Origin of the sequence: Bradyrhizobium sp. SZCCT0231 (assembly GCF_018130245.1) — a bacterium.
Lineage (GTDB): Bacteria > Pseudomonadota > Alphaproteobacteria > Rhizobiales > Xanthobacteraceae > Bradyrhizobium > Bradyrhizobium japonicum_F.
Genome location: NZ_JAFCKP010000001.1, coordinates 893,097 through 912,556 on the forward strand (window position 1 = coordinate 893,097; position 19,460 = coordinate 912,556).

Annotated in this window: 19 protein-coding genes; 13 read left to right on the forward strand and 6 right to left on the reverse strand. The window is 65.7% G+C overall.

Annotated elements, in window-relative coordinates:
* The first annotated feature begins 9 nt into the window (after positions 1–9).
* Positions 10–606: a formate dehydrogenase FDH3 subunit beta gene (fdh3B, locus tag JQ566_RS03965; protein WP_027571966.1), complete on the forward strand. Its 597-nt coding sequence runs from the start codon at positions 10–12 to the stop codon at positions 604–606.
* Positions 607–646: 40 nt separating this feature from the next.
* Positions 647–1,645, forward strand: a complete 999-nt coding sequence (locus tag JQ566_RS03970; protein WP_212371485.1) for a formate dehydrogenase subunit gamma — start codon at positions 647–649, stop codon at positions 1,643–1,645.
* Positions 1,646–1,673: 28 nt separating this feature from the next.
* Here JQ566_RS03970 and JQ566_RS03975 read toward each other — a convergent pair whose 3' ends face one another.
* Positions 1,674–1,877: a hypothetical protein gene (locus JQ566_RS03975; protein ID WP_249139178.1), complete on the reverse strand. Its 204-nt coding sequence runs from the start codon at positions 1,875–1,877 to the stop codon at positions 1,674–1,676.
* Between the two features lie 72 nt (positions 1,878–1,949).
* The gene (locus JQ566_RS03980; protein WP_212370268.1) at positions 1,950–2,156 is read right to left on the reverse strand and encodes a hypothetical protein; all 207 of its coding nucleotides are present in this window, start codon (positions 2,154–2,156) and stop codon (positions 1,950–1,952) included.
* Between the two features lie 145 nt (positions 2,157–2,301).
* On the opposite strand from JQ566_RS03980, the gene JQ566_RS03985 reads away from it, so the two are divergent.
* On the forward strand, positions 2,302–4,614 hold the full coding sequence (locus tag JQ566_RS03985; RefSeq protein ID WP_212370270.1) for a TonB-dependent receptor: 2,313 nt from the start codon (positions 2,302–2,304) through the stop codon (positions 4,612–4,614).
* A gap of 79 nt (positions 4,615–4,693) precedes the next feature.
* On the opposite strand, the gene JQ566_RS03990 is transcribed toward JQ566_RS03985, so the two are convergent.
* The 4 genes from JQ566_RS03990 to JQ566_RS04005 all read right to left on the reverse strand — a co-directional run bounded on the left by JQ566_RS03990 (position 4,694) and on the right by JQ566_RS04005 (position 8,503).
* Positions 4,694–5,704, reverse strand: a complete 1,011-nt coding sequence (locus tag JQ566_RS03990) for a patatin-like phospholipase family protein (protein ID WP_212370272.1) — start codon at positions 5,702–5,704, stop codon at positions 4,694–4,696.
* A gap of 36 nt (positions 5,705–5,740) precedes the next feature.
* Positions 5,741–5,977, reverse strand: a complete 237-nt coding sequence (locus tag JQ566_RS03995; protein WP_212370274.1) for a DUF3551 domain-containing protein — start codon at positions 5,975–5,977, stop codon at positions 5,741–5,743.
* 346 nt (positions 5,978–6,323) lie between these two features.
* Positions 6,324–7,742, reverse strand: coding sequence for a cytosine permease (locus JQ566_RS04000; RefSeq protein WP_212370276.1), 1,419 nt, complete (start codon positions 7,740–7,742; stop codon positions 6,324–6,326).
* 266 nt (positions 7,743–8,008) lie between these two features.
* Positions 8,009–8,503, reverse strand: a complete 495-nt coding sequence (locus JQ566_RS04005; RefSeq protein ID WP_249139179.1) for a MarR family winged helix-turn-helix transcriptional regulator — start codon at positions 8,501–8,503, stop codon at positions 8,009–8,011.
* 210 nt (positions 8,504–8,713) lie between these two features.
* Here JQ566_RS04005 and JQ566_RS04010 point away from each other — a divergent pair, with 210 nt between their 5' ends.
* The 10 genes from JQ566_RS04010 to JQ566_RS04055 all read left to right on the forward strand — a co-directional run bounded on the left by JQ566_RS04010 (position 8,714) and on the right by JQ566_RS04055 (position 19,437).
* On the forward strand, positions 8,714–9,991 hold the full coding sequence (locus JQ566_RS04010) for an amidohydrolase/deacetylase family metallohydrolase (protein ID WP_212370279.1): 1,278 nt from the start codon (positions 8,714–8,716) through the stop codon (positions 9,989–9,991).
* 9 nt (positions 9,992–10,000) lie between these two features.
* A complete protein-coding gene (locus tag JQ566_RS04015) occupies positions 10,001–12,394 on the forward strand; it encodes a xanthine dehydrogenase family protein molybdopterin-binding subunit (RefSeq protein ID WP_212370282.1) in 2,394 nt (797 codons plus the stop codon).
* A complete protein-coding gene (locus JQ566_RS04020) occupies positions 12,391–13,227 on the forward strand; it encodes an FAD binding domain-containing protein (RefSeq protein WP_212370284.1) in 837 nt (278 codons plus the stop codon). Before JQ566_RS04015 ends, JQ566_RS04020 begins: the two co-directional genes overlap by 4 nt.
* Complete coding sequence (locus JQ566_RS04025; protein WP_212370292.1) at positions 13,224–14,411, forward strand: xanthine dehydrogenase family Fe-S subunit; 1,188 nt, start codon at positions 13,224–13,226, stop codon at positions 14,409–14,411. The genes JQ566_RS04020 and JQ566_RS04025 overlap by 4 nt, the downstream gene beginning before the upstream one ends.
* An 81-nt stretch (positions 14,412–14,492) precedes the next feature.
* Entirely contained in the window at positions 14,493–15,647 is a 1,155-nt protein-coding gene (locus JQ566_RS04030) for an ABC transporter substrate-binding protein (RefSeq protein ID WP_212370294.1), read from the forward strand.
* 70 nt (positions 15,648–15,717) lie between these two features.
* Positions 15,718–16,590 (forward strand): branched-chain amino acid ABC transporter permease, encoded by an 873-nt coding sequence (locus JQ566_RS04035; protein ID WP_212370296.1) that lies wholly within the window; start codon positions 15,718–15,720, stop codon positions 16,588–16,590.
* The gene (locus JQ566_RS04040) at positions 16,587–17,633 is read left to right on the forward strand and encodes a branched-chain amino acid ABC transporter permease (protein WP_212370298.1); all 1,047 of its coding nucleotides are present in this window, start codon (positions 16,587–16,589) and stop codon (positions 17,631–17,633) included. The genes JQ566_RS04035 and JQ566_RS04040 overlap by 4 nt, the downstream gene beginning before the upstream one ends.
* Positions 17,633–18,415, forward strand: coding sequence for an ABC transporter ATP-binding protein (locus tag JQ566_RS04045; protein WP_212370300.1), 783 nt, complete (start codon positions 17,633–17,635; stop codon positions 18,413–18,415). Before JQ566_RS04040 ends, JQ566_RS04045 begins: the two co-directional genes overlap by 1 nt.
* Positions 18,408–19,112, forward strand: a complete 705-nt coding sequence (locus tag JQ566_RS04050) for an ABC transporter ATP-binding protein (RefSeq protein WP_212370301.1) — start codon at positions 18,408–18,410, stop codon at positions 19,110–19,112. Before JQ566_RS04045 ends, JQ566_RS04050 begins: the two co-directional genes overlap by 8 nt.
* Positions 19,105–19,437 carry a Rieske (2Fe-2S) protein gene (locus JQ566_RS04055; RefSeq protein ID WP_434057804.1) on the forward strand — a complete coding sequence of 111 codons (333 nt, stop codon included), beginning with the start codon at positions 19,105–19,107 and terminating at the stop codon, positions 19,435–19,437. The genes JQ566_RS04050 and JQ566_RS04055 overlap by 8 nt, the downstream gene beginning before the upstream one ends.
* Positions 19,438–19,460: the final 23 nt, after the last annotated feature.

Sequence of the window (19,460 nt, forward strand, 5' to 3'; positions counted from 1 at the left end):
GCAACGACGATGGCACGTATGAAGTTTCTCTGCGACGCCGACCGTTGCATCGAGTGCAACGCCTGCGTCACTGCCTGCAAGAACGAGCACGAGGTGCCCTGGGGCATCAACCGGCGCCGGGTCGTCACCATCAACGACGGCAAGCCTGGCGAGCGCTCGATCTCGATGGCCTGCATGCACTGCACGGACGCGCCCTGCGCGGCCGTGTGCCCGGTGAACTGCTTCTACACCACGGCCGATGCCGTGGTGCTGCACTCCAAGGACCTCTGCATCGGCTGCGGCTATTGCTTCTACGCCTGTCCGTTCGGCGCTCCGCAATATCCGAAGGTCGGGAACTTCGGCTCGCGCGGCAAGATGGACAAATGCACCTATTGCGCCGGCGGCCCGGAAGCCGACGGCAGCAAGGAGGAATACGAGAAATACGGTGCGAACCGGCTGGCCGAAGGCAAGCTGCCGCTGTGTGCCGAAATGTGCTCGACCAAGTCCCTGCTTGCGGGCGACGGCGAGATCATTGCGCAGATCTACAAGGAGCGCGTCATGAAACGCGGCTATGGCTCGGGTGCATGGGGCTGGAAGACCGCATATCGCGAGACAATCGAGTCCTGACATGGGCAGCCGAAGGGCGCGCAAGACCGGGGAGGACGTGATGGCGTCGTTTGGAAGGTTCATTCGTCTGGCGTTGGGCGCCTGGGCGCTGCTTGTTTTGGTGACGGCGGTGCCCGCGAGTGCTCAGCAGGTCAACCCGACCGCGAGCGCGGTCAAGGAGCAGCAGCTTCTGCAGGAGCTCAACCGGATTCAGGGCCGCGTCAGCATTCCCGATCAGCGCTCGGGCGTGCTCGAGCAGCCGCAGGGGCGGGAGTGGCGGGAATTCCGCAATGTGACGCTGCGTTGGATCGGCGGCATTGCCATCCTCGGCATGATCGCGGCCATCGTGATCTTCTATCTTACCGTCGGGATGGTGCGTCTCGAAGCCGGACGGTCGGGCCGCACCATCGTGCGCTTCAACGGGTTCGAGCGGTTCGTGCATTGGCTGACGGCGACCTGCTTCATCGTCCTCGCCATATCCGGGCTGAACATCACGTTCGGCCGGCCGTTGCTGCTGCCGCTGATCGGCTTCGAGGCTTTCTCGGAATGGTCGCAATGGGGAAAGTACGCTCACAACTATCTGAGCTTCCCGTTCACCATCGGCGTCGTCCTGATCTTCCTGATGTGGATCGGCGGCAATATCCCGAGCAAGGTGGATATCGAATGGGCGAAGCGCGGCGGAGGCCTGATCGGGCATGATCATCCGCCGGCCTACCGCTTCAATGGCGGCCAGAAGATGATCTACTGGATCGTCGTGATCGGCGGCGGACTGGTCGCCGCGTCCGGCTACGCGCTGATGTTCCCGTTCTACGGCACGGGGATCGAGGGCATGCAATTGGCCCAGATCGTCCACTCGATCGTGGCGGTCCTGTTCGTCGCGGCGATGATCGCGCACATCTATATCGGCACCATCGGGATGGAAGGCGCGTTCGAGGCCATGGGCTCGGGCGAAGTCGACGTCAACTGGGCCCGCGAGCACCACAGCCTCTGGCTCGACGAGAAGGCACGAACGGGACCGAACGACGGACAACCGCAACCCGCGACCGCGGCGGCCGAATAGGGCGAAGCGCCGGCGTGGAGGCTCCGGCCTACCGAGCCGGCTCGTTCACAAACAAGACGGAGCGGTCCTGCAGCTCCTGGTCGGGAAGCTTGTTCGCCTGAGCTGTCTGCATGTCTTGAATGGATGCCATGCCGTGCTGACCGAAATGGAGCACTGCATGCGACCTGAACACGTTGCTGGCCGCACCGGCGAGAAGCATGGCTGCAATGAGCGAGAGCATGAGGCGTTTCATGCGCATCTCCGTCTGCCATCTCCACCCGGCATGACGAATACATCCGAAATGTCTTATCGGATGTGAGCCGCTTCACAGCGACAGGTTCCACAGCCGATGGCGCCGTGCGCCGCGCATGTCCGCGATTTCCTGCCGGCCGTCAACTTCGTTGCCGCAGTGAATAACTGCTTGCCAATATGAGCGTCGCATTCCGCTCCAGCGCCGTGATGGGATGGGCGTAGAATTCTTCCATGAGAGCAGCCACTTGGCTTCCGTTCCTGGCGGCTTTTCAGCCGTCATGCCGAAGTGGTCCAGCTCTTGCTCTTGTCAGTATGAGAAATCTTGATAAACCTCATACTGAGGGGCGCGGGGCGGATGGAGCGAGTTGCGAGGCGGAGTGTGCGGACGGTCGAGCCCGCAACGATGGTGATACTGGAATGCGCCGATGCGACCGAGGCGGCCTGAGCCCGGCCGTCGCGGCGGCGCGCTGACGGCACTCTCGGCCTTGATGCTGCTCGCGGATGACGGCAGCGCCGTCGCGCAGAGCAATAGCGCCTCACGCGAACTGCCGCCGGTCGAGGTCAGTGGCGGCGAGGCGCCAGGGCGCAAGACGCTGGTCGCATCGCGCCGCACCGGCAGACCGCCCCCGGCCGGTCGCCGCATCTTCGTGTATCCGGCAACGACGCAGGCGCCGGATGCACGCAGTGCCGGCTCGGGTGCAAAGGGCGAGGCGAGCATGGCCAGCGAGATCACCGTCTCCCGCGACGAGATCGACGCGCGCCCGATCTCGCGGCCGGGTGAGGTGCTCGAAGCCGTGCCGGGTCTGATCGTGACGCAACATTCCGGCGAGGGCAAAGCCAACCAGTATTTCTTGCGCGGCTATAATCTCGACCACGGCACGGATCTGGCGATCATGGTCGACGGCGTCCCCGTCAACATGCGCACCCACGCGCACGGCCAGGGCTATGCTGATCTCAACTGGCTGATCCCGGAAACTGTCGCCGCAATGGACGTGCGCAAGGGACCTTACTTCGCCGACGAAGGCGATTTCGCCTCGGTCGGAAGCGTTCATATCGGCCTGATCGACCGCACCGGGAGAGTCGCGCAGGTGAGCGCCGGCAGCTTCGGCTACCGCCGCCTGCTCGGCATGGATTCGGCCAAGCTCGGTGACGGTTCGCTGCTGGTGGCCGGCGAAGTCGGTACCTACAACGGCCCGTGGGAGAGTCCGGACAATGTGCGAAAGCTCAACGGCCTCGTGCGCTACAGCCAGGGCACTGCGACCGACGGCGCGTCCGTCACCGGCATGGCCTACGTCAACAAATGGAGTTCGACCGACCAGGTGCCGCAGCGCGCCATCACCAGCGGTCTGCTCGACCGGTACGGTTCGGAAGACCCGAGCGACGGTGGCAACGCCAACCGTTTCGCGCTCTCCGGCCGCATCGCGCAGACCGACGATGTGGGGGCGTGGAAAGCCAACGCCTATGTGGTGAAGAGCCAGCTCGACCTCTTCAACAACTTCACTTACTTTCTCGACGATCCCGTGCTCGGCGACCAGTTCCACCAGCACGACGACCGCCTGATGGCGGGCGCCAACGTCTCGCGCACGCTGAACGGCTCGTTTGCCGGCCTTCCGATGCAGACCACCTTCGGTCTGCAATCGCGCTATGATGCGATCGACCTCGCGCTCACCAACACCTTCCAGCGCGGCTTCCGCGCCAATATCCGCAGCGACAAGGTCGGCGAGGGCAGCGTCGGGGTTTATGCCGAAAACACGGTGCGCTGGACCGACTGGCTCAGCACGATTGTGGGCTGGCGCGGCGATTATTACGCCGCTGACGTCACTTCTCTGTTCAACGCCGCCAATTCCGGCCGCGCCGATGCCGCGCTCGGCAGTCCGAAATTCCGGATGGTGCTTGGTCCGTTCAACCAGACCGAATTCTTCCTCGGTGCCGGCTACGGCATGCACTCAAACGATGCCCGCGGCGCGACCACGACGGAAGACCCCGCCGATCCCGCGACAAGGCTCACGCCGTCGCCGCTCCTGGTGCGCACTAGAGGTGCGGAGGTCGGCGTTCGCAGCAGGATCGTTCCCGGCCTCGACACCTCGCTCAGCCTCTTCATCCTGGATCAGGATTCCGAGATCCTGTTCTCGGGCGATGCCGGCGATACCTCGGCAACCCGCGCCAGCCGCCGCTACGGCTTCGAGTGGACCAATCATTACCGGCCGTGGTCCTGGCTCGACATCGACGCGGATCTCGCAATGACGCATGCGCGCTTTCGCGGCTATGACAGCGAGCAGGCGGAGGTCTATGCCTCGCTCGCCGGCTATCCCGAGGCGCAGATCGGCAACGCGCCCGGCAACTACATTCCGAACGCCCCGGCGATGGTGGCATCAGCCGGCGTCACGCTGGGCGAGAAGACCGGCTGGTTCGGAACCTTGCGCTGGCGCTATCTGGCCTCGAGCCCCCTGACCGAGGACAATGCGTTCCGCTCCTCTGCGACCAGCATCTTCAACGGCCGCCTCGGCTATCGCATCGACAACGGCTGGCGCCTTCAGCTCGACGTGCTCAACCTCTTCAACACCAAGGCGAACCAGATCACCTATGCTTATGGCTCGCTGCTCAAGACCGACACGCTCTACAATCTCTGCACATCAGGCGCCGCGCCAGCGGCAGTCTGCCAGAACGGCGTGATGGACTACGTGCTGCATCCGGTGGAGCCGCTGACGTTCCGGGTTACTGTGGCCGGGACGTTTTAGGTTTGGTCAGGTCGCGCACCCTCGTCGGCGCCGGCGAAACATGGAGGGCGGCTCGCTCCCTACCCGTTGAGAGACATCACTAAGGCCGTCGCACGCTGCAGATCTCGTTCGGGACCGGGGTCAGGCTTGCGGCATATTGCATGTCCAGAAAGCCGGCCCGCCAGCGTTGCGCCATGGCCTCCTCCGACAGATCGAAGGATTTTTCGGGGCCTGCTTCCTCGCGGCCCGGCCGGTAGCTCAGCAGATAGACCTCGTCGTCGTAATCAAGGTCCTGAAGCTCGGCGCGGAGCTGACGGGCCTCCAGGGCGTAACCAAGGCGCTGGAAGGTCTGGTTGCCGAAGGTCAGGTCGCTCTTGCGCTCGGCCGCGGCCTCGAGCCCATCAGGGACCTTGCCGTCGCGCGGAAAGAGATCGATGACATAGAGGCGGAGCGGGCCCGCAGTTTCGAGGATCGGGTCGAATGGCGCGTTCAGCGAGAACCCGCCATCGCCGAGCCAGCGGCCGGCGACCTGCACCGGAGCGAATTCAGGGAGGAATCCGCAGCTGGCCAGGATGTGGTCGATTTCGATCCGCTCCGACGAGGAGTCGAACAGCACGGCATCGCCGCTTTCGACGTCCGTGGCGCAGATCGTGACGCGCGGATCGCCGCCGTTCAGACGCCCGAAATCGATCAACTGTTGAAGGCGTTCGCGGGTCGGGCCGAGATCGTAGAGGCCGCCGAAGTGAGATGCCGGAATCGGCAGGCGGGGATGGAAGAAGCCCGAGTGACCCAGCACGCGCGTGTTGATCGAGCTCAGCCAGGCGAACGTATGGCGGCTCGCGTTCGGCACGTTGGCTGGACGGCTTGACGCATGCCAGTAGCTGCGCAGATTGCGCAGCCGATCGGCGCTCGGGCTCCCTGCGATCAGTGCGGCGGTGATGGCCCCCGCCGATGACCCGGTCACCCAGTCGGTCGGCAACAAGAGAGAGGTGAGCGCTTCAAACACACCGGCATGATACGCGCCGAGGCCGAGACCGCCGGAGAACGCGATGGCGGTGAGAGGGCGCTCTGCTGGCGTCGCGCCGCTCGGCTCGGCTGCATGGTCAGTCAAGACGGGCGCCCTTTGCCGGTGTGGAGCGGGGGCTGATCACCGGTATCCCCTGTACCGGCGTGCATAGGCGTGGCGGGGATTGATGCCGCAATAAGCGTCCGTTCCCGATGCGCTCGCCATGCACTGACCGTAGCTGGCGAACTGGCAGTTGCCCGGATAGCCCCAGATCCGGCCCTGGAGGCAATAGCGATCTTGCGCGACCGCTGCGCTCGAGGAGGCGAAGCCGGCCATGATCGCGAGAGCGGCGGTGGCAGTGAGCAATCGATATTTCATCTCTAATCTCCAATTCCGACATTAAACGCGGCGCGTGACGCGGTGTTCCAAACGCTCGCGGCGCGCGTGCTCGCCATTTGAGGCGATCGCTGACATGAGCGGCGGATGATCTAAGGCGCGATGAAATGAGGTTTGATTGCTGCAACGACGCAGGTGCTCTCCCTCTCCCGCTTGCGGGAGAGGGTTGGGGAGAGGGTGCTTCCGCAATGGGACATGCCGCCGCTGGTCGAGGTCGAAGGCCTATGGCGGCTGCACCCGGCTGGCGCCGAAGCACTTGGGGCCCGGCGACATAGTCGCCAGGCTTGGCCGGAAGGGCTGATCGCAGGCCGAGGTCTGTGTCCTGCCGCTACCGGCCGGCACTGCTCGCGACGACCGGCGAGGGCGAGGTCGCGAACTTGCCGAGCCCGAGATAGACGAGGCCCGAAACGCCGATCCCGAACAGCCAGCTCAGATCGGCGCCGCCCAGCAGGTTGATCGAGATCGGTCCCTGCAGCGCGCCGACCAGGCCGTCCTCGACCAGCCAACCGGCGACGAGGCCGGCGAAGAACGCGATCATGCCGGCCCAGTTGATGTCGCCATAGGCGCTGGTCTCCGGCGAGCGGTAGAGCTCGGCCACCTCGATCTTGCCCTTGCGCTTGATGAAGAAGTCGGCGAGCACCACGCCGGCCCACGGGCTCATCCACAGCAAGAGGCTGATCATCCAATTGTCGAACGCCTTGGCAAAGGATGGCGCGAAGATGAAGTAGAGGGTGACCAGATAGCCGGCGACGCCGACGATGACGGTGAGCCAGAAGCGCGAGAATTTCAGCCCCGCGCTCAGCGCCGCCAGCGTCGCCGAATAGACATTGAGGATGTTGGTGGCGATCGGGCCGTGCAGCACCATCAACAGGACCAGGATGCTGACCGGGCCGCCGAAAACCGCACTCACCATCTTGGCAGGATCGGTATCCAGCGTCGTCGAGGCGATGGTCGCACCTAAGATGCCGAGCCACACCGTCGGCACGAACATGCCGACATAGCTGTACCAGAACACGGATTTCGACGGCGTAGAGCGCGGCACGAAGCGCGAATAGTCGGAGGCCCAGGTGACCCAGGAAATGCCCCAGCCGACGCCGATCGCCGTCATCAGCAGCGTCAGCATCGCAAGATGCGCGCCGGGCGGCAGCGAGGTGGTCAGGCTCCAGTTGACGACGCCGGGCCGCGTCCAGGCCAGCACGCTCATCAGCACCATGATGGCGATGGTCGGCGGCACCGTGTATTTCTCGAAGGTGCGGATCGCGTAGAAGCCGTAGATGCCGATCAGCACCTGCACCGCCATCACCAGCGTGATGACGACCATCTCGATCAGCCAGGTGTCGGGCACGCCGAACTGGCCGAGAATGCCCATCGAGACCTTCACCGGGAAATAGGTGTTCACGCCGATCCAGCCCAGCGTCATCAGGAACATCAGGATGCTGGGCAGATAGGCGCCGCGGACGCCGAAGGCAGACCGGCTCAGCACCATCTGGTTGACGCCGGTCTTGTGCCCCATCACCGTGAAAGTCGCGAAGATCGCGCAGCCGACGATGTTGCCGAGCACGATGACCGCGATCGTCTCCATCAGGCCGAGCTTGAGGATGATGCCGAGCGCGCCGAGCGCCCAGTTGACCGGCGCGATGTTGGCGCCGGCCCAGATCCACATCTGCTGTGGCCCGGTGGAATCCCGGTCCGCATCGGGAATGGGCTCGATGCTGTGAATATCAGCGCGAAGTTCGGTATCCGTCATGACATCCCCCAATACGAAGCACGCTGCGCATCATCGCAGCATAAATCGTGCCATTGAATTCCGGAGAGTCGAGCAGGCGGGCATCGAAGCCAGCGGTCGCGCGCGTCGCGCCGGATTGCTACTGCGTTTTCAAGCGCTGACCGATCTCGCGCGCCGGCTCGCCGCGGCGCGCCCGACTTGCCGGCGAGACGCGACGGACGTTGCACGCGCGGGCAGCGGTACGATGATAAATTGAGCAGTCCAACTCAAAAGCGCAGCAGGCGCGCCTAGTCGAATAGGGCAGCGGCGCTGTCGCGGCTGGGGTTGCCGGCCACGATGCGCTGCATCATCTCGATGAAAAGCGCCTGTTCCCGCTGGCTCAATTCGCCGAGCGTTGCGCGATGCGCCCGCCGTGCCGCGCCCTCGATCTTGACCAGCAGCGCGGCGCCGGCGGGTGTCAGGCGGCACAATCGCGCGCGGCGATCGTCCTTGTTCACGGCGCGCTCGACCAGATTTCGGGCGGCGAGCCGCTTCAGGGCGCCCGTCGTCGTGGTGCGATCGAGCGCGATATCGGCCGCCAAAGTGGTCTGATCGGCGGTTTCGCGCACCGCCAGCGCCGAGAGCAGGCTGTATTGCAGCGGCGTGACCTCGAATTCGCCGCAGGCTTCCTGAAACAGCGCGACGTGAATCTGGTGCAGCCGGCGGATCAGGTAGCCGGGCCGTTCCGACAATGGCCAGGGGCGGTGCCTGCCCCCGCCGCGACGTGTCTTCGCCTGCCGCAATGCACACTCTCCCAAGCCAAAACCCTGCCGCGCTTAGCTCGATTCGAGTGCGCCTGCCACAGCAGGATCATGGCACGAAGCTTGCTTTTGTCAAAATGCGAAGCATACTTCGTAATGTCAAAATGCGAAGCATGCTTCGTAATGTCGAAATACGAAGCATGCTTCGTAATTCGGGCGAAGCTGTCGCCCGTGCAAGGAGAGGAGAGCGCCATGTCCGTCACTGCCAGCTTCGACCTTCTGCTGCGAGGCGGTCGTGTGATCTGTCCGGCCTCCGGCGTCGATGGCCTCAAGGACGTCGCTGTCCGCAACGGCAAGATTGCGGCGGTCGCGTCCGACATTCTGCCGACCAGCGCGAAGGAGGTGGTCGAGGTCAGTGGCAAGCTGGTGCTGCCCGGGCTGATCGATACCCACGCCCATGTCTATCAATATGTCTCCGGCCGCTTCGGCATGAACCCCGACATGGTCGGCGTGCAGTCGGGCGTGACGACGCTGATCGACCAGGGCGGCCCGTCCTGCATGACGCTGCCGGGCTTCCGTCATTTCATCGCGGAGCAAGCGGCCTCGCGCGTTTACGCCTTCCTGTCCGCCTATCTTGTCGGCGGCCTCGAGGGACACTTCTATCCGCAGCTCTACAGCCCCGACGGCGTTGACATCGACGCGACCGTCAAGGCGGCGACGGCCAATCCCGACATCGTGCGCGGCATCAAGGCTCACGCCGAGATCGGCGGCTTCGCGCGCTGGGGCATTCGCGTCATCGAGATGGCGGCCGAGATCGGCAAGCGCGCCGATCTGCCCGTCTATGTGCATTTCGGCCAGCTCTGGGGCCTGCCCGAGAGCGGTGCCAACGGCGAGGATGCGGACACCATTCTCACGCGCGTGATCCCGCTCTTGCGCGAGGGCGACATTCTCGCCCATCCCTTCACGCGTCATCCCGGCGGTTTCGTCAATCGTGAGGGCGAAGTGCATCCGGTGATTCAGGCCGCGCTCGGCCGCGGCCTCAAGGTCGACGTCGGCCACGGCAGCCACTTCTCCTACCGGCTCGCGAAGAAAGCGATCGCCGCCGGCATCATTCCGACCACGCTCGGCGCCGACATTCACGGCTACAACACGCACGTGCCTGCGCCGGCCGGAACGCCCGACCAGCATGAGGACGACGAGAACCATCCCTTCGCCGGACAGGCCAAGTTCAGCCTGGTCCAGGCGATGAGCTCGATGATGGCGCTGGGCCTCACGCTGGAGCAGGTGGTGCCGATGGTCACCTCCAATCCCGCCAAGATGCTCGGCCGCAGCGAGGAAATCGGCGCGCTCAAGATCGGCATGGACGCCGACGTCTCCGTGCTCTCCGAGCAGAACGGTCGCTTCGTCCTCAAGGACAATGAGAAGAACGAGGTGATCGCCGAGCGCCTGCTGCAGCCGGCCTTCTGCCTGCGCGCCGGCACGCGCTACGACGCGGTCGCGCCGATCCTGCCGCAAGCTGTCGCGGCATAAGGCCGGGCGGTGAAGGAGGGCGCGGAGTTGCGCAACGAGCGAGAGTTTCCTTCTGGCAAATCCGGGCAGGGCGTGGGCGCACGGCTGCCGCGGAAAGAGGACGACCGCCTGATGCGCGGCCGCGGCCTATACGTCGGCGACGTCAGGCTCGCCGGCCTTCAGGATGTTGCCTTTGTGCGCAGCCCGCTGGCGCATGCACGCATCCGCGGCATCCATGTGCCTGAGCGCCATCGCGGCAGCGTGTTTACGGCAGCCGATCTCGTCGGCATCAAGCCGATCCGCGCGATCTCGGGACTTCCGGGCTTCAAGATTTCCGAGCAACCGGTGCTGGCCACCGGCAAGGTGCGCCAGGTCGGCGAGCTTGTCGCGATGTGCCTTGCGCCGACGCGCGCCGAGGCGGAGGACATCGCGGCCTCCGTGACGCTCGATCTGGAGGAGCTGCCCGCAATCTATGACATGCTGAAGGCCCGCGAGCCCGGCTCGGCGCTGGTGCACGAGCATTGGGGCGACAACGTCTTCCTGGAGACCAATTACGAGGTCGACATATCAGCCGCGCTCGATGCGCCGATCAAGGTTACGCGCGAGATCTCGACCGCGCGGCAGTGCATGTCGCCGCTGGAAGGCCGCGGTGTGGTCGCGACCTTCGACAAGAGGCTCGATCAGCTCACGCTGCATTCCGCAGCGCAGATGCCGCACATCACGCGCAGCGGCCTTGCCGAGTGCCTCGGCATGGAGGAGGGCCAGATCCGCGTGATCTCGCCCGACGTCGGCGGCGGTTTCGGCCACAAGGGCATTCTGCTGCCCGAAGAGGTCTGCCTGTCCTGGCTGACGATGCAGCGCGGTCATCCGGTGCGCTGGATCGAGGATCGCCGCGAGCATCTCGTCGCCAGCTCCAATTGCCGCGAGCACCACTACAAGATCACGGTCTATGCTGACAGCGACGGCACGTTGCGCGGCATCGATTGCGAAGCGACCGTGGATTCGGGCGCCTACTCGTCCTATCCGTTCTCCGCCTGCTTAGAGGCCGCACAGGTCGCGAGCATCCTGCCGGGGCCCTACAAGATGCCGGCCTATCGCTGCCGCACCTTCTCGGTCGCCACCAACAAATGCCCGATCCTGCCCTATCGCGGCGTCGCGCGCACCGGCGTCTGCTTTGCGCTGGAATTGATGCTCGACCTCGTGGCGGCCGAGGCCGGCCTCGAGCCCGGCGAGGTGCGGCTGCGCAATCTGGTGCGCCCCGAGCAGATGCCGTTCGACAACATCACCAAGAAGCATTTCGACAGCGGCGACTATCCGGAGGCGATGCGCCGCGCGCTGGCACAGATCGATATCGATTCCATTCGCGGACGCCAGCGCAAAGGTGAGGCTGACGGCCGCCGCATCGGCGTCGGCGTCTCCATCTATTGCGAGCAGGCCGCGCACGGCACGTCGGTCTATTCCGGCTGGGGCATTCCGATGGTGCCGGGCCACGAGCAGGCCTCGGCGCGCCTGACGCCGGATGGCGGCCTCGAGCTGCGCGTCGGCGTGCACTCGCACGGGCAGGGCATGGAGACGACGCTCGCCCAGGTCGCCCACGAGATCCTCGGTGTCGACGTCGCGAAGATCCGCATCATCCTCGGCGACACCGCGATGACGCCCTATTCGACCGGCACCTGGGGCTCGCGCTCGATGGTGATGGCGGGCGGTGCGGTGGCGACCGCCTGCCGCGAACTCGGCGAACGTGCCCGGCGCATCGGCGCCAAGCTGCTGCAGCACGATCCGGCGTCGGTGGTGTTGCAGAACGGCGAGGTGCGCGGCGTCAATGGCAGCGTCAGCCTGAAGGCGATCGCCCACACCTGGTATCGCCGTCCGCAGGACCTGCCGGCCGATGTCGATCCCGGCGGGCTGGAGGTCACGCAAGGCTACAAGCCCGTGCGCGACAGCGGCACCTTCAGCTACGCCGCGCATGCGGCCGTGGTCGCGGTCGATCCTGATCTCGGCGAGGTCGAGATCCTCGACTACGTCATCGTCGAGGATGGCGGCGTTCTGGTCAATCCGCTCGTGGTCGACGGCCAGATCTATGGCGGCCTCGCGCAGGGCATCGGCACCGCGCTCTACGAGGAAATGCCGTTCGACGCCTCCAGCCAGCCGCTGGCGACGACGCTCGCGGATTACCTGCTGCCCGGGCCGACCGAGGTTCCGGCCGCACGCCTCGATCACATGGAGACGCCGTCGCCTTACACGCAGTTCGGCGTGAAGGGCATCGGCGAGGGCGGGGCGATCGCGCCGCCCGCCGCGATCGCCAACGCCGTCAATGACGCGCTGCGCCCGCTCGGTGTCGAGCTGATGCAGTCGCCGATCACGCCGCATCGGATCGTCGCGGCCGTCCTGGCCGCCCGCGCGGCGGAAAGGAGCGCGGCATGAAACCGGCTCCCTTCGCTTACGAGCGCCCGCGCGATCTCGATGCCGCGCTGTCGATGCTGGCCGCAAGCAGCGGGTCCACAAAGATCATTGCCGGCGGCCAGTCGCTCGGTCCCATGCTCAATCTGCGGCTGGTGCAGCCGGAGCTGATCATCGACATCTCCGGCCTTGCCGAGCTCAAGCGCGCCGAGATTTCCGGTGGCGAGCTGGTGCTCGGCGCCCTGGTCACTCATGCCGACATCGAGGACGGCCGCACCGCCGACGTGACGCGCGGTGCCATGCGCGACGTCGCAGCCAATATTGCGTACCGCGCGGTGCGCAACCGCGGCACCATCGGCGGCTCGCTCAGCCACGCCGATCCCGCCGCGGACTGGATTTCGTCGCTCGCGGCCCTGGGCGCGCGCGTGACGCTGCGCAGCCTAGCCGGTGCCCGCACTTTAGCAGTCGAGGCCTTCGTTGTCGGCGCTCTTGAATCCGCACTGCATGCCGGCGAGATCGTCGAGGCGGTCCGTGTGCCGGCGAGATCGGCGTCGGCGCATTGGGGTTACGCCAAGAGCTGCCGCAAGACCGGCGAGTTCGCCCATGCCATCGGCGCGGTGCTGATCGATCCCGCCGCCGCTTCGGCGCGCGTCGTGATCGGTGCCATCGACACGGCGCCGGTCGTCGTCACGAATGCCGCGGAGCTGTTCGGCGGGCGCATCGCCGCCGACTACAAGCAGCGTTTCGAGCCCCGCGTTGCCGATGCTCTCCTGGCAAAGGCCGGCATCGACGACGCCGCGCAGCGCCACATCCATGTCAGCGTGCTGAAGCGCGCCGTCCTGGAGGCTGCGGCATGACCACGATCGCGCTTCAGGTCAATCGCCGCACGGTGGAGCTGCCCGCCGAGCCGCGCACCAGTCTTGCCGATTTCGTGCGCGACAAGCTCGATCTCACCGGCACGCATCTCGGCTGCGAGCATGGCGTCTGCGGCGCCTGCACCGTGCTGCTCGACGGCGTTCCGGCACGCTCCTGCATCACCTATGCGGCGGCCTGCGAGGGCGCCGACGTCACCACGATCGAAGGCCTCGACGAGGACGAGATCACCACCGAGCTGCGCGCCGCCTTCACCCGGGAACATGCGCTTCAGTGCGGCTATTGTACGCCGGGCATGCTGGTCTCGGCGCGCGACCTGGTGCTGCGCCTGCCCGACGCCGACGAGCGCCGCATCCGCGTCGGCCTCAGCGGCAATCTCTGCCGCTGCACCGGCTATGTCGGCATCGTGCGCGCGGTGCAGTCCGTGATCGAGGCAAGGCGCGCGCGCAGCATCGCGCCGCTGGCCGATGGCGGCCGGACCAGCCTCGGCCCCGTTGGGTCGGGGCGAGCCACAGCAGGTCGCAGCGAGCCGCGGCCTGCGCAACAAGTGCTGGCTCCGGCATCAGAGAGCACCACGCCGGGCAGCATCCCCGACTTCACGCCGGCGACCGTTCTCGACCAGCGTTTTACGCTGCCGCACCCGCCGACAAAGGTGTTCGCGATGTTCGACGACATCGCAGGCATCGCGGCCTGCCTTCCCGGTGTCTCGCTGATGTCGCCGCCAAGGCCGGAGCGGGTGGAAGGTTCGATCCGCGTCAGGCTCGGGCCGATCGCCGCGGCCTTCGAGGGTGCCGCGCGCGTCGAGCGCGATCCCGCGACACTCTCGGGGCGCATCGTCGGCATCGGCACCGACCAGCGCAGCCATTCGGCGACGCAGGGCGAGATCCGTTATCGCCTGCTGCCGCTTGAAGGCGGCGCGGCGACCGCGGTCGAACTGTCGATCGGCTACACGCTCACGGGAATGCTGGCCCAGGTCGGCCGGCCCGGTCTGGTGCGAGACCTTGCAAAACGCCTGGTTGCGGAGTTCGCCGCAAACCTCGACCGCCACATGTCCGGCGCGCCGTCGGGGCTGACGGCCGCGGCGGAGCTCAGCTTCTGGTCGATCGCATCAGACGTTTTGCGCGCGCGTCTCGCGCGCCTGCTTGGCCGCAGGAGCGAGCCGGAGTGACGCATCGGTGTGTTCGCACACCACGAAGTGACGAAGCCTGGACTGCCTAGACATCAACAGCGTGGAATTTGGAGAAACAACATGACACGAGCACTCGGACTGGTTCGGACACTCGCGCTGGCGACGGCCTTGTTCGGCAGCGCCGCGGGGGCGCAGACCATCAAGATCGGCGTCAACGAGCCGCTCACCGGCGCGTTCGCGGCCTCCGGCACCTACGTCGTCAACGGCGCCAAGATCGCCGCCGACGAGATCAACGCCAAGGGCGGTATCCTCGGCAAGAAGATCGAGCTTGTCATCGAGGACAACAAGAGCAACCCGACGGAAGCTGCCGCCGTCGCCGAAAAGCTCATCACCAGCGACAAGGTGCCGGTGCTGATGGGCGCCTGGGGCTCGAGCCTGACGCTCGCGGTGATGCCGAAGCTGATGGAATACGAGACGCCGATGGTGGTGGAGACCTCGTCCTCCGGCAAGATCACGACGACGGGCAATCCCTTCATCTTCCGCATCTCGCCGCCATCGGCGGTCGAAGCCGCGGCGTTCAAGGGCATCGTCGACAAGCTCGCGCTGAAGAAGGTCGATTTCCTCGTCATCAACAACGATTGGGGCCGCGGCACCGCCGAGGATTTCAGCAAGATGATGAAGGACAAGGGCATCAGCATCGGCCTGGTCGAGACCATGGACCAGGGCGCGCAGGACATGAGCGCGCAGCTCTCCAAGATCAAGAGCTCGGATTCCGAGACGGTCATCGTCACCACCGCAGTCGACCAGCTCACGCTGATCTTCAAGCAGGCGGCTGCGCTGGGCCTGAAGAAGCGCATCATCACCACCGGCGGCTCGCAGAACCCGGACCAGATCATCGCCCAGGCGGGCGCTGCCGCCAACGGCACCATGCATCTGACGACGTTCCTGCCCTGGTTCCCGGACAAGACGCCGAACCCGGAAGCCACCAACTACTTCATCACGGAATGGAAGAAGCGCGGCTTCGAGTTCGCCGGCTGCACCGAGAGTTTTCGCGGTTATGACGGCATCCGCACCGCGGCTGCGGCGATCGAGAAGGCCGGCAAGGCCGAGCCCGCCGCGATCAAGGCCGCGCTCTGGAACATCAACATCAAGGGACTGAACGGCGACATCGTATTCCGCAAGTCCGGCCCCGAGGGCAAGGAGAGCGGGCAGAGCCAGCCGAACGTCTATCTCATCGAGATCAACGGCGGCAAGGTCGAGATGAAGACGCTCTAGCATCGATCAATCCCGGGCGAGGGCGGCACATCGCGGTCCTCGCCGGCATCCAGAAAATCCGGGAACAACCTTGAGCGAATTCCTCCAGCATCTGATCAACATGCTCGTGCTCGGCGGCACCTATGCGCTGCTGGGCATCGGGCTGACCCTGATCTTCGGCATCATGAACGTCGTGAACTTCACGCATGGCGTGCTCTACACGTTCGGCGCCTACATCATGTTCATCGTGGTACAGCAGCTCGGGTTGAACTTCTTTCTCGCGCTGCCCGTGGCCGTGCTGGCCGGATGGCTGCTGGGAGCAGCCATCGAGCTGACGTTGCTGCGTCCGCTGCGCGGCTCCGACATCGACACCACCATGCTGGTGATGATCGGCGCCTGGATCGCGATGCAGTCGGGCGCACTGTGGATCTGGGGCGGGGTCGCCAAATCAGTGACGACGCCATTCCCCGAAGCGCCGCTGGTGCTCGGGCCTGTGTCCGTCTCCTGGCTGCGCCTGTTCGTGCTCGCCGCCGCGGCCATGTTGATCCTGGTGACGTATCTGCTGATCAACAGGACCAGCCTCGGCCGCGCGATGCGGGCGACGTTCCAGGACCACGACACGGCTTCGCTCATGGGCGTCAATGTCGACATGATCTACACCTCGACCTTCGCGATCGGCTCCAGCCTGGCCGCCGCGGCCGGCGCGCTGCTCGGGCCGGTCTACGTGATCTTCCCGCAGATGGGCGATCTCGCCGCGGTGAAGGCCTTCGCCATCGTCATCCTCGGCGGTCTCGGCAACATCACCGGCGCGGTGGTCGGCGGCTTCATCCTGGCGCTGGCAGAAGAGCTCGGCGCCGGTTACGTCTCCTCGGGCTACCGCGACGCCATGGGCTTTCTCATCATCATCGCCGTCCTGATCTTCCGGCCGACCGGCCTGTTCGCCCGCGCGGAGCGCGTCGGATGAAGGCGATCATCACCATTATCGCCGTCGCAGCGCTGGCCTCGGTGCCGCTCTGGCTGCGCGATCCCTATCTGCTCAACGCGCTGATCACCACCGGGATCTTCGTCATCGGTGCGATGAGCCTCAATCTGCTGCTCGGCTTCACCGGCCAGCTCAGCCTCGGCCATATCGCCTTCTTCGGCATCGGCGCCTATGTCAGCGCGCTGACATCGCTCGGCTTCGACATCGGCCTGCCCGGAGGCCTGCGGCTGGTTCATACGCCGTGGCCGCCGATCGCAGGCTTCGTGCTGGCGATCGTCATTGCCGGGTTGTGTGGCTATTTCGTCGGGCTGCTCTCGTTCCGGGTCCGCGGCGCCTATTTCGTCATTGTGACGATCTCCTTTGCCGAGGTGGTGCGGCTGGTCGCGCTGAACTGGGTCGAGCTGACGCAGGGGCCGCTGGCGCTGACCAACATTCCCTCCATCGCGCTGCCATTGCCCGGCCTCAGTGAGCTGACGCTGCGCACCAAGATGCAGAACTACTATCTTGTGCTGGTGGTGGCGCTCATCGCCTACCTCCTGATCGCGCGCCTGGTTCATTCGCATTTTGGCCGCGCGATGCGCGGGCTGATGGAGAACGAGACGCTCGCCGTCTCCGTCGGCATCGACGTGACCAGGACGCTGACGATTGCGGCCGTGATCTCGGCTGCGATCGCGGGCGCTGCCGGCAGCCTCTATGCGCACTACATCCGGATCATCGACCCCGAAGTGTTCGCCTTCATCAACACCGTCACCATGGTGATCATGGTCATCAGCGGCGGCAAGGGCTCGCTGGCCGGGCCCGTCGTCGGCGGCCTGATCTTTGGGCTGCTGCCGGTCGCGCTGCGGCCGGTGATGGCGCCGGAAGCACAATGGATCGCTTACGGCGGCGTGCTGATCGCGATCCTGTTCGTGCTCCCGCGCGGCATCGTGCCGTCGCTTGCGCAGAGATTTGGCCGGCGACGGAGCAGAGCGACGGCGCTGGCGTCCGTCACTTTGGCCGAGACCGCTGCCAAGGAGCCGGCGTGATGACGGCGCGCAACATTGCCATGACCATCGATCAGGTCGCCGTCCGCTTCGGCGGGCTGGTCGCGATCTCCGACATGAGCTTTACGGTCGGCGAGGGCGAGATCGTCAGCCTGATCGGGCCGAACGGTGCCGGCAAGACCACGGCCTTCAACGTCATGACCGGCTTCCTGACGCCCAGCGCAGGCCGCGTGACCTATCGCAACACTGCGCTCGCCGGGTTGAAGCCGCACGAGATCGCCGATCTCGGTCTGATCCGCACCTTCCAGCGCACCAGCGTATTCCCGAATGACACCGTCTACGACAATCTCCTGATCGGCCTGCATCGCCAGGGTCGGGTCCGGCTGCTCGATGCGATCCTCGGTCTGCCGGGTGCGCGCGCCTCGGAGCGCAAGCTGCGGCAGCGCGCGAGCGAGCTGCTCGAATGGGTCGGTCTCGAACGCCGCGCGCACGATGCGGCCGGCTCACTGTCCTACGGCGAGCAGCGTCTCGTCGGTGTCGCGCTGGCGCTCGCGGCAGAACCATCGATGCTGCTGCTCGACGAGCCCGTCTCCGGCATGAACGCCTCGGAGACGCACCGCTTCGTCGAGCTGATCCGCAGCATCCGTGATCGTGGCATCACCATCCTCCTGGTCGAGCATGACATGCCGATGGTGATGACGGTCTCGGACCGCATCGTGGTGCTCAATTACGGCCGCATCATCGCCGAGGGAACGCCGGACGTGATCCGCAACGATCCCGCCGTGATCGAGGCCTATCTCGGACATGGAGCGGGACGTGCTTGAGATTCGCGACATGGTGTGCGGCTATGGCGGTGTCACCGCGCTACGCGGCATCTCGCTCGACGTGAAGGCCGGACAGTTGGTCGCCCTGATCGGCGCCAATGGCGCCGGCAAGAGCACGACGCTGCGAGCGATTTCCGGCCTGGTCCCGCCGCGCTCCGGGCAGATGAAGTTCGAGGGCATCGACATCACCGGGGCGAGGCCTCCTCGCGTGCTGGCCAGCGGCATCGCGCATTGTCCGGAAGGACGGCGCGTGTTTCCGCACATGAGCGTCGAGGAGAATCTCGACATGGGGGCTTACCTCCGTCGTGGTTCTCGTGAGATCGCGGCCGATCGCGACCGCATCTACGCGGAATTTCCGCGGCTCGCCGAGCGCCGCCGGCAGGCGGCGGGCACGTTGTCCGGCGGCGAGCAGCAGATGCTCGCGATCGGGCGCGCGCTGATGTCGCGGCCGCGGCTGGTCATGTTCGACGAGCCCTCGCTCGGGCTCGCCCCCAACATCGTCGAGCGCACCTTTGCGATCATCCGCGGCATCCGCGATGCCGGCACCACGGTGCTGCTGGTGGAGCAGAACGCCTTCGCTGCGCTTGAGATGTGCGACCATGCCTATCTGCTCGAGAACGGCCGCATCGTGCTGTCGGGCGCCGGTACCGAGCTGATCGAGAACGAGCATGTGCGCAAGGCCTATCTCGGTGGGTGACGAGGCCGGGTGGGGGCCGGTCTGCGATCTCGACCGGCTGAAGGCGGAGACGATCGTCCGCGTCTCCGGGCGCGACCTGCTCGTGATCTGGAACGAGGGCGATGTTGTTGCGTGCGCACGTGCGTGCCCGCACGAACAGGCGGATTTGGCCTTGGGGCAGGTGGCGGCGGGGCGGCTCCGTTGCCCCCGCCATGCGGCATCATTCGATTTGCGCGATGGAGCAATCACCGCAGGATGGCCGAGTCAGCCGCTACGGCTTTATCCGGTGCGGATCACGGGCGAGCAAATCTGGATTGAGATGCAGGAGCGGCAGCCGGGGCGATGATGGCACTATGCTCCTGTTTTGCC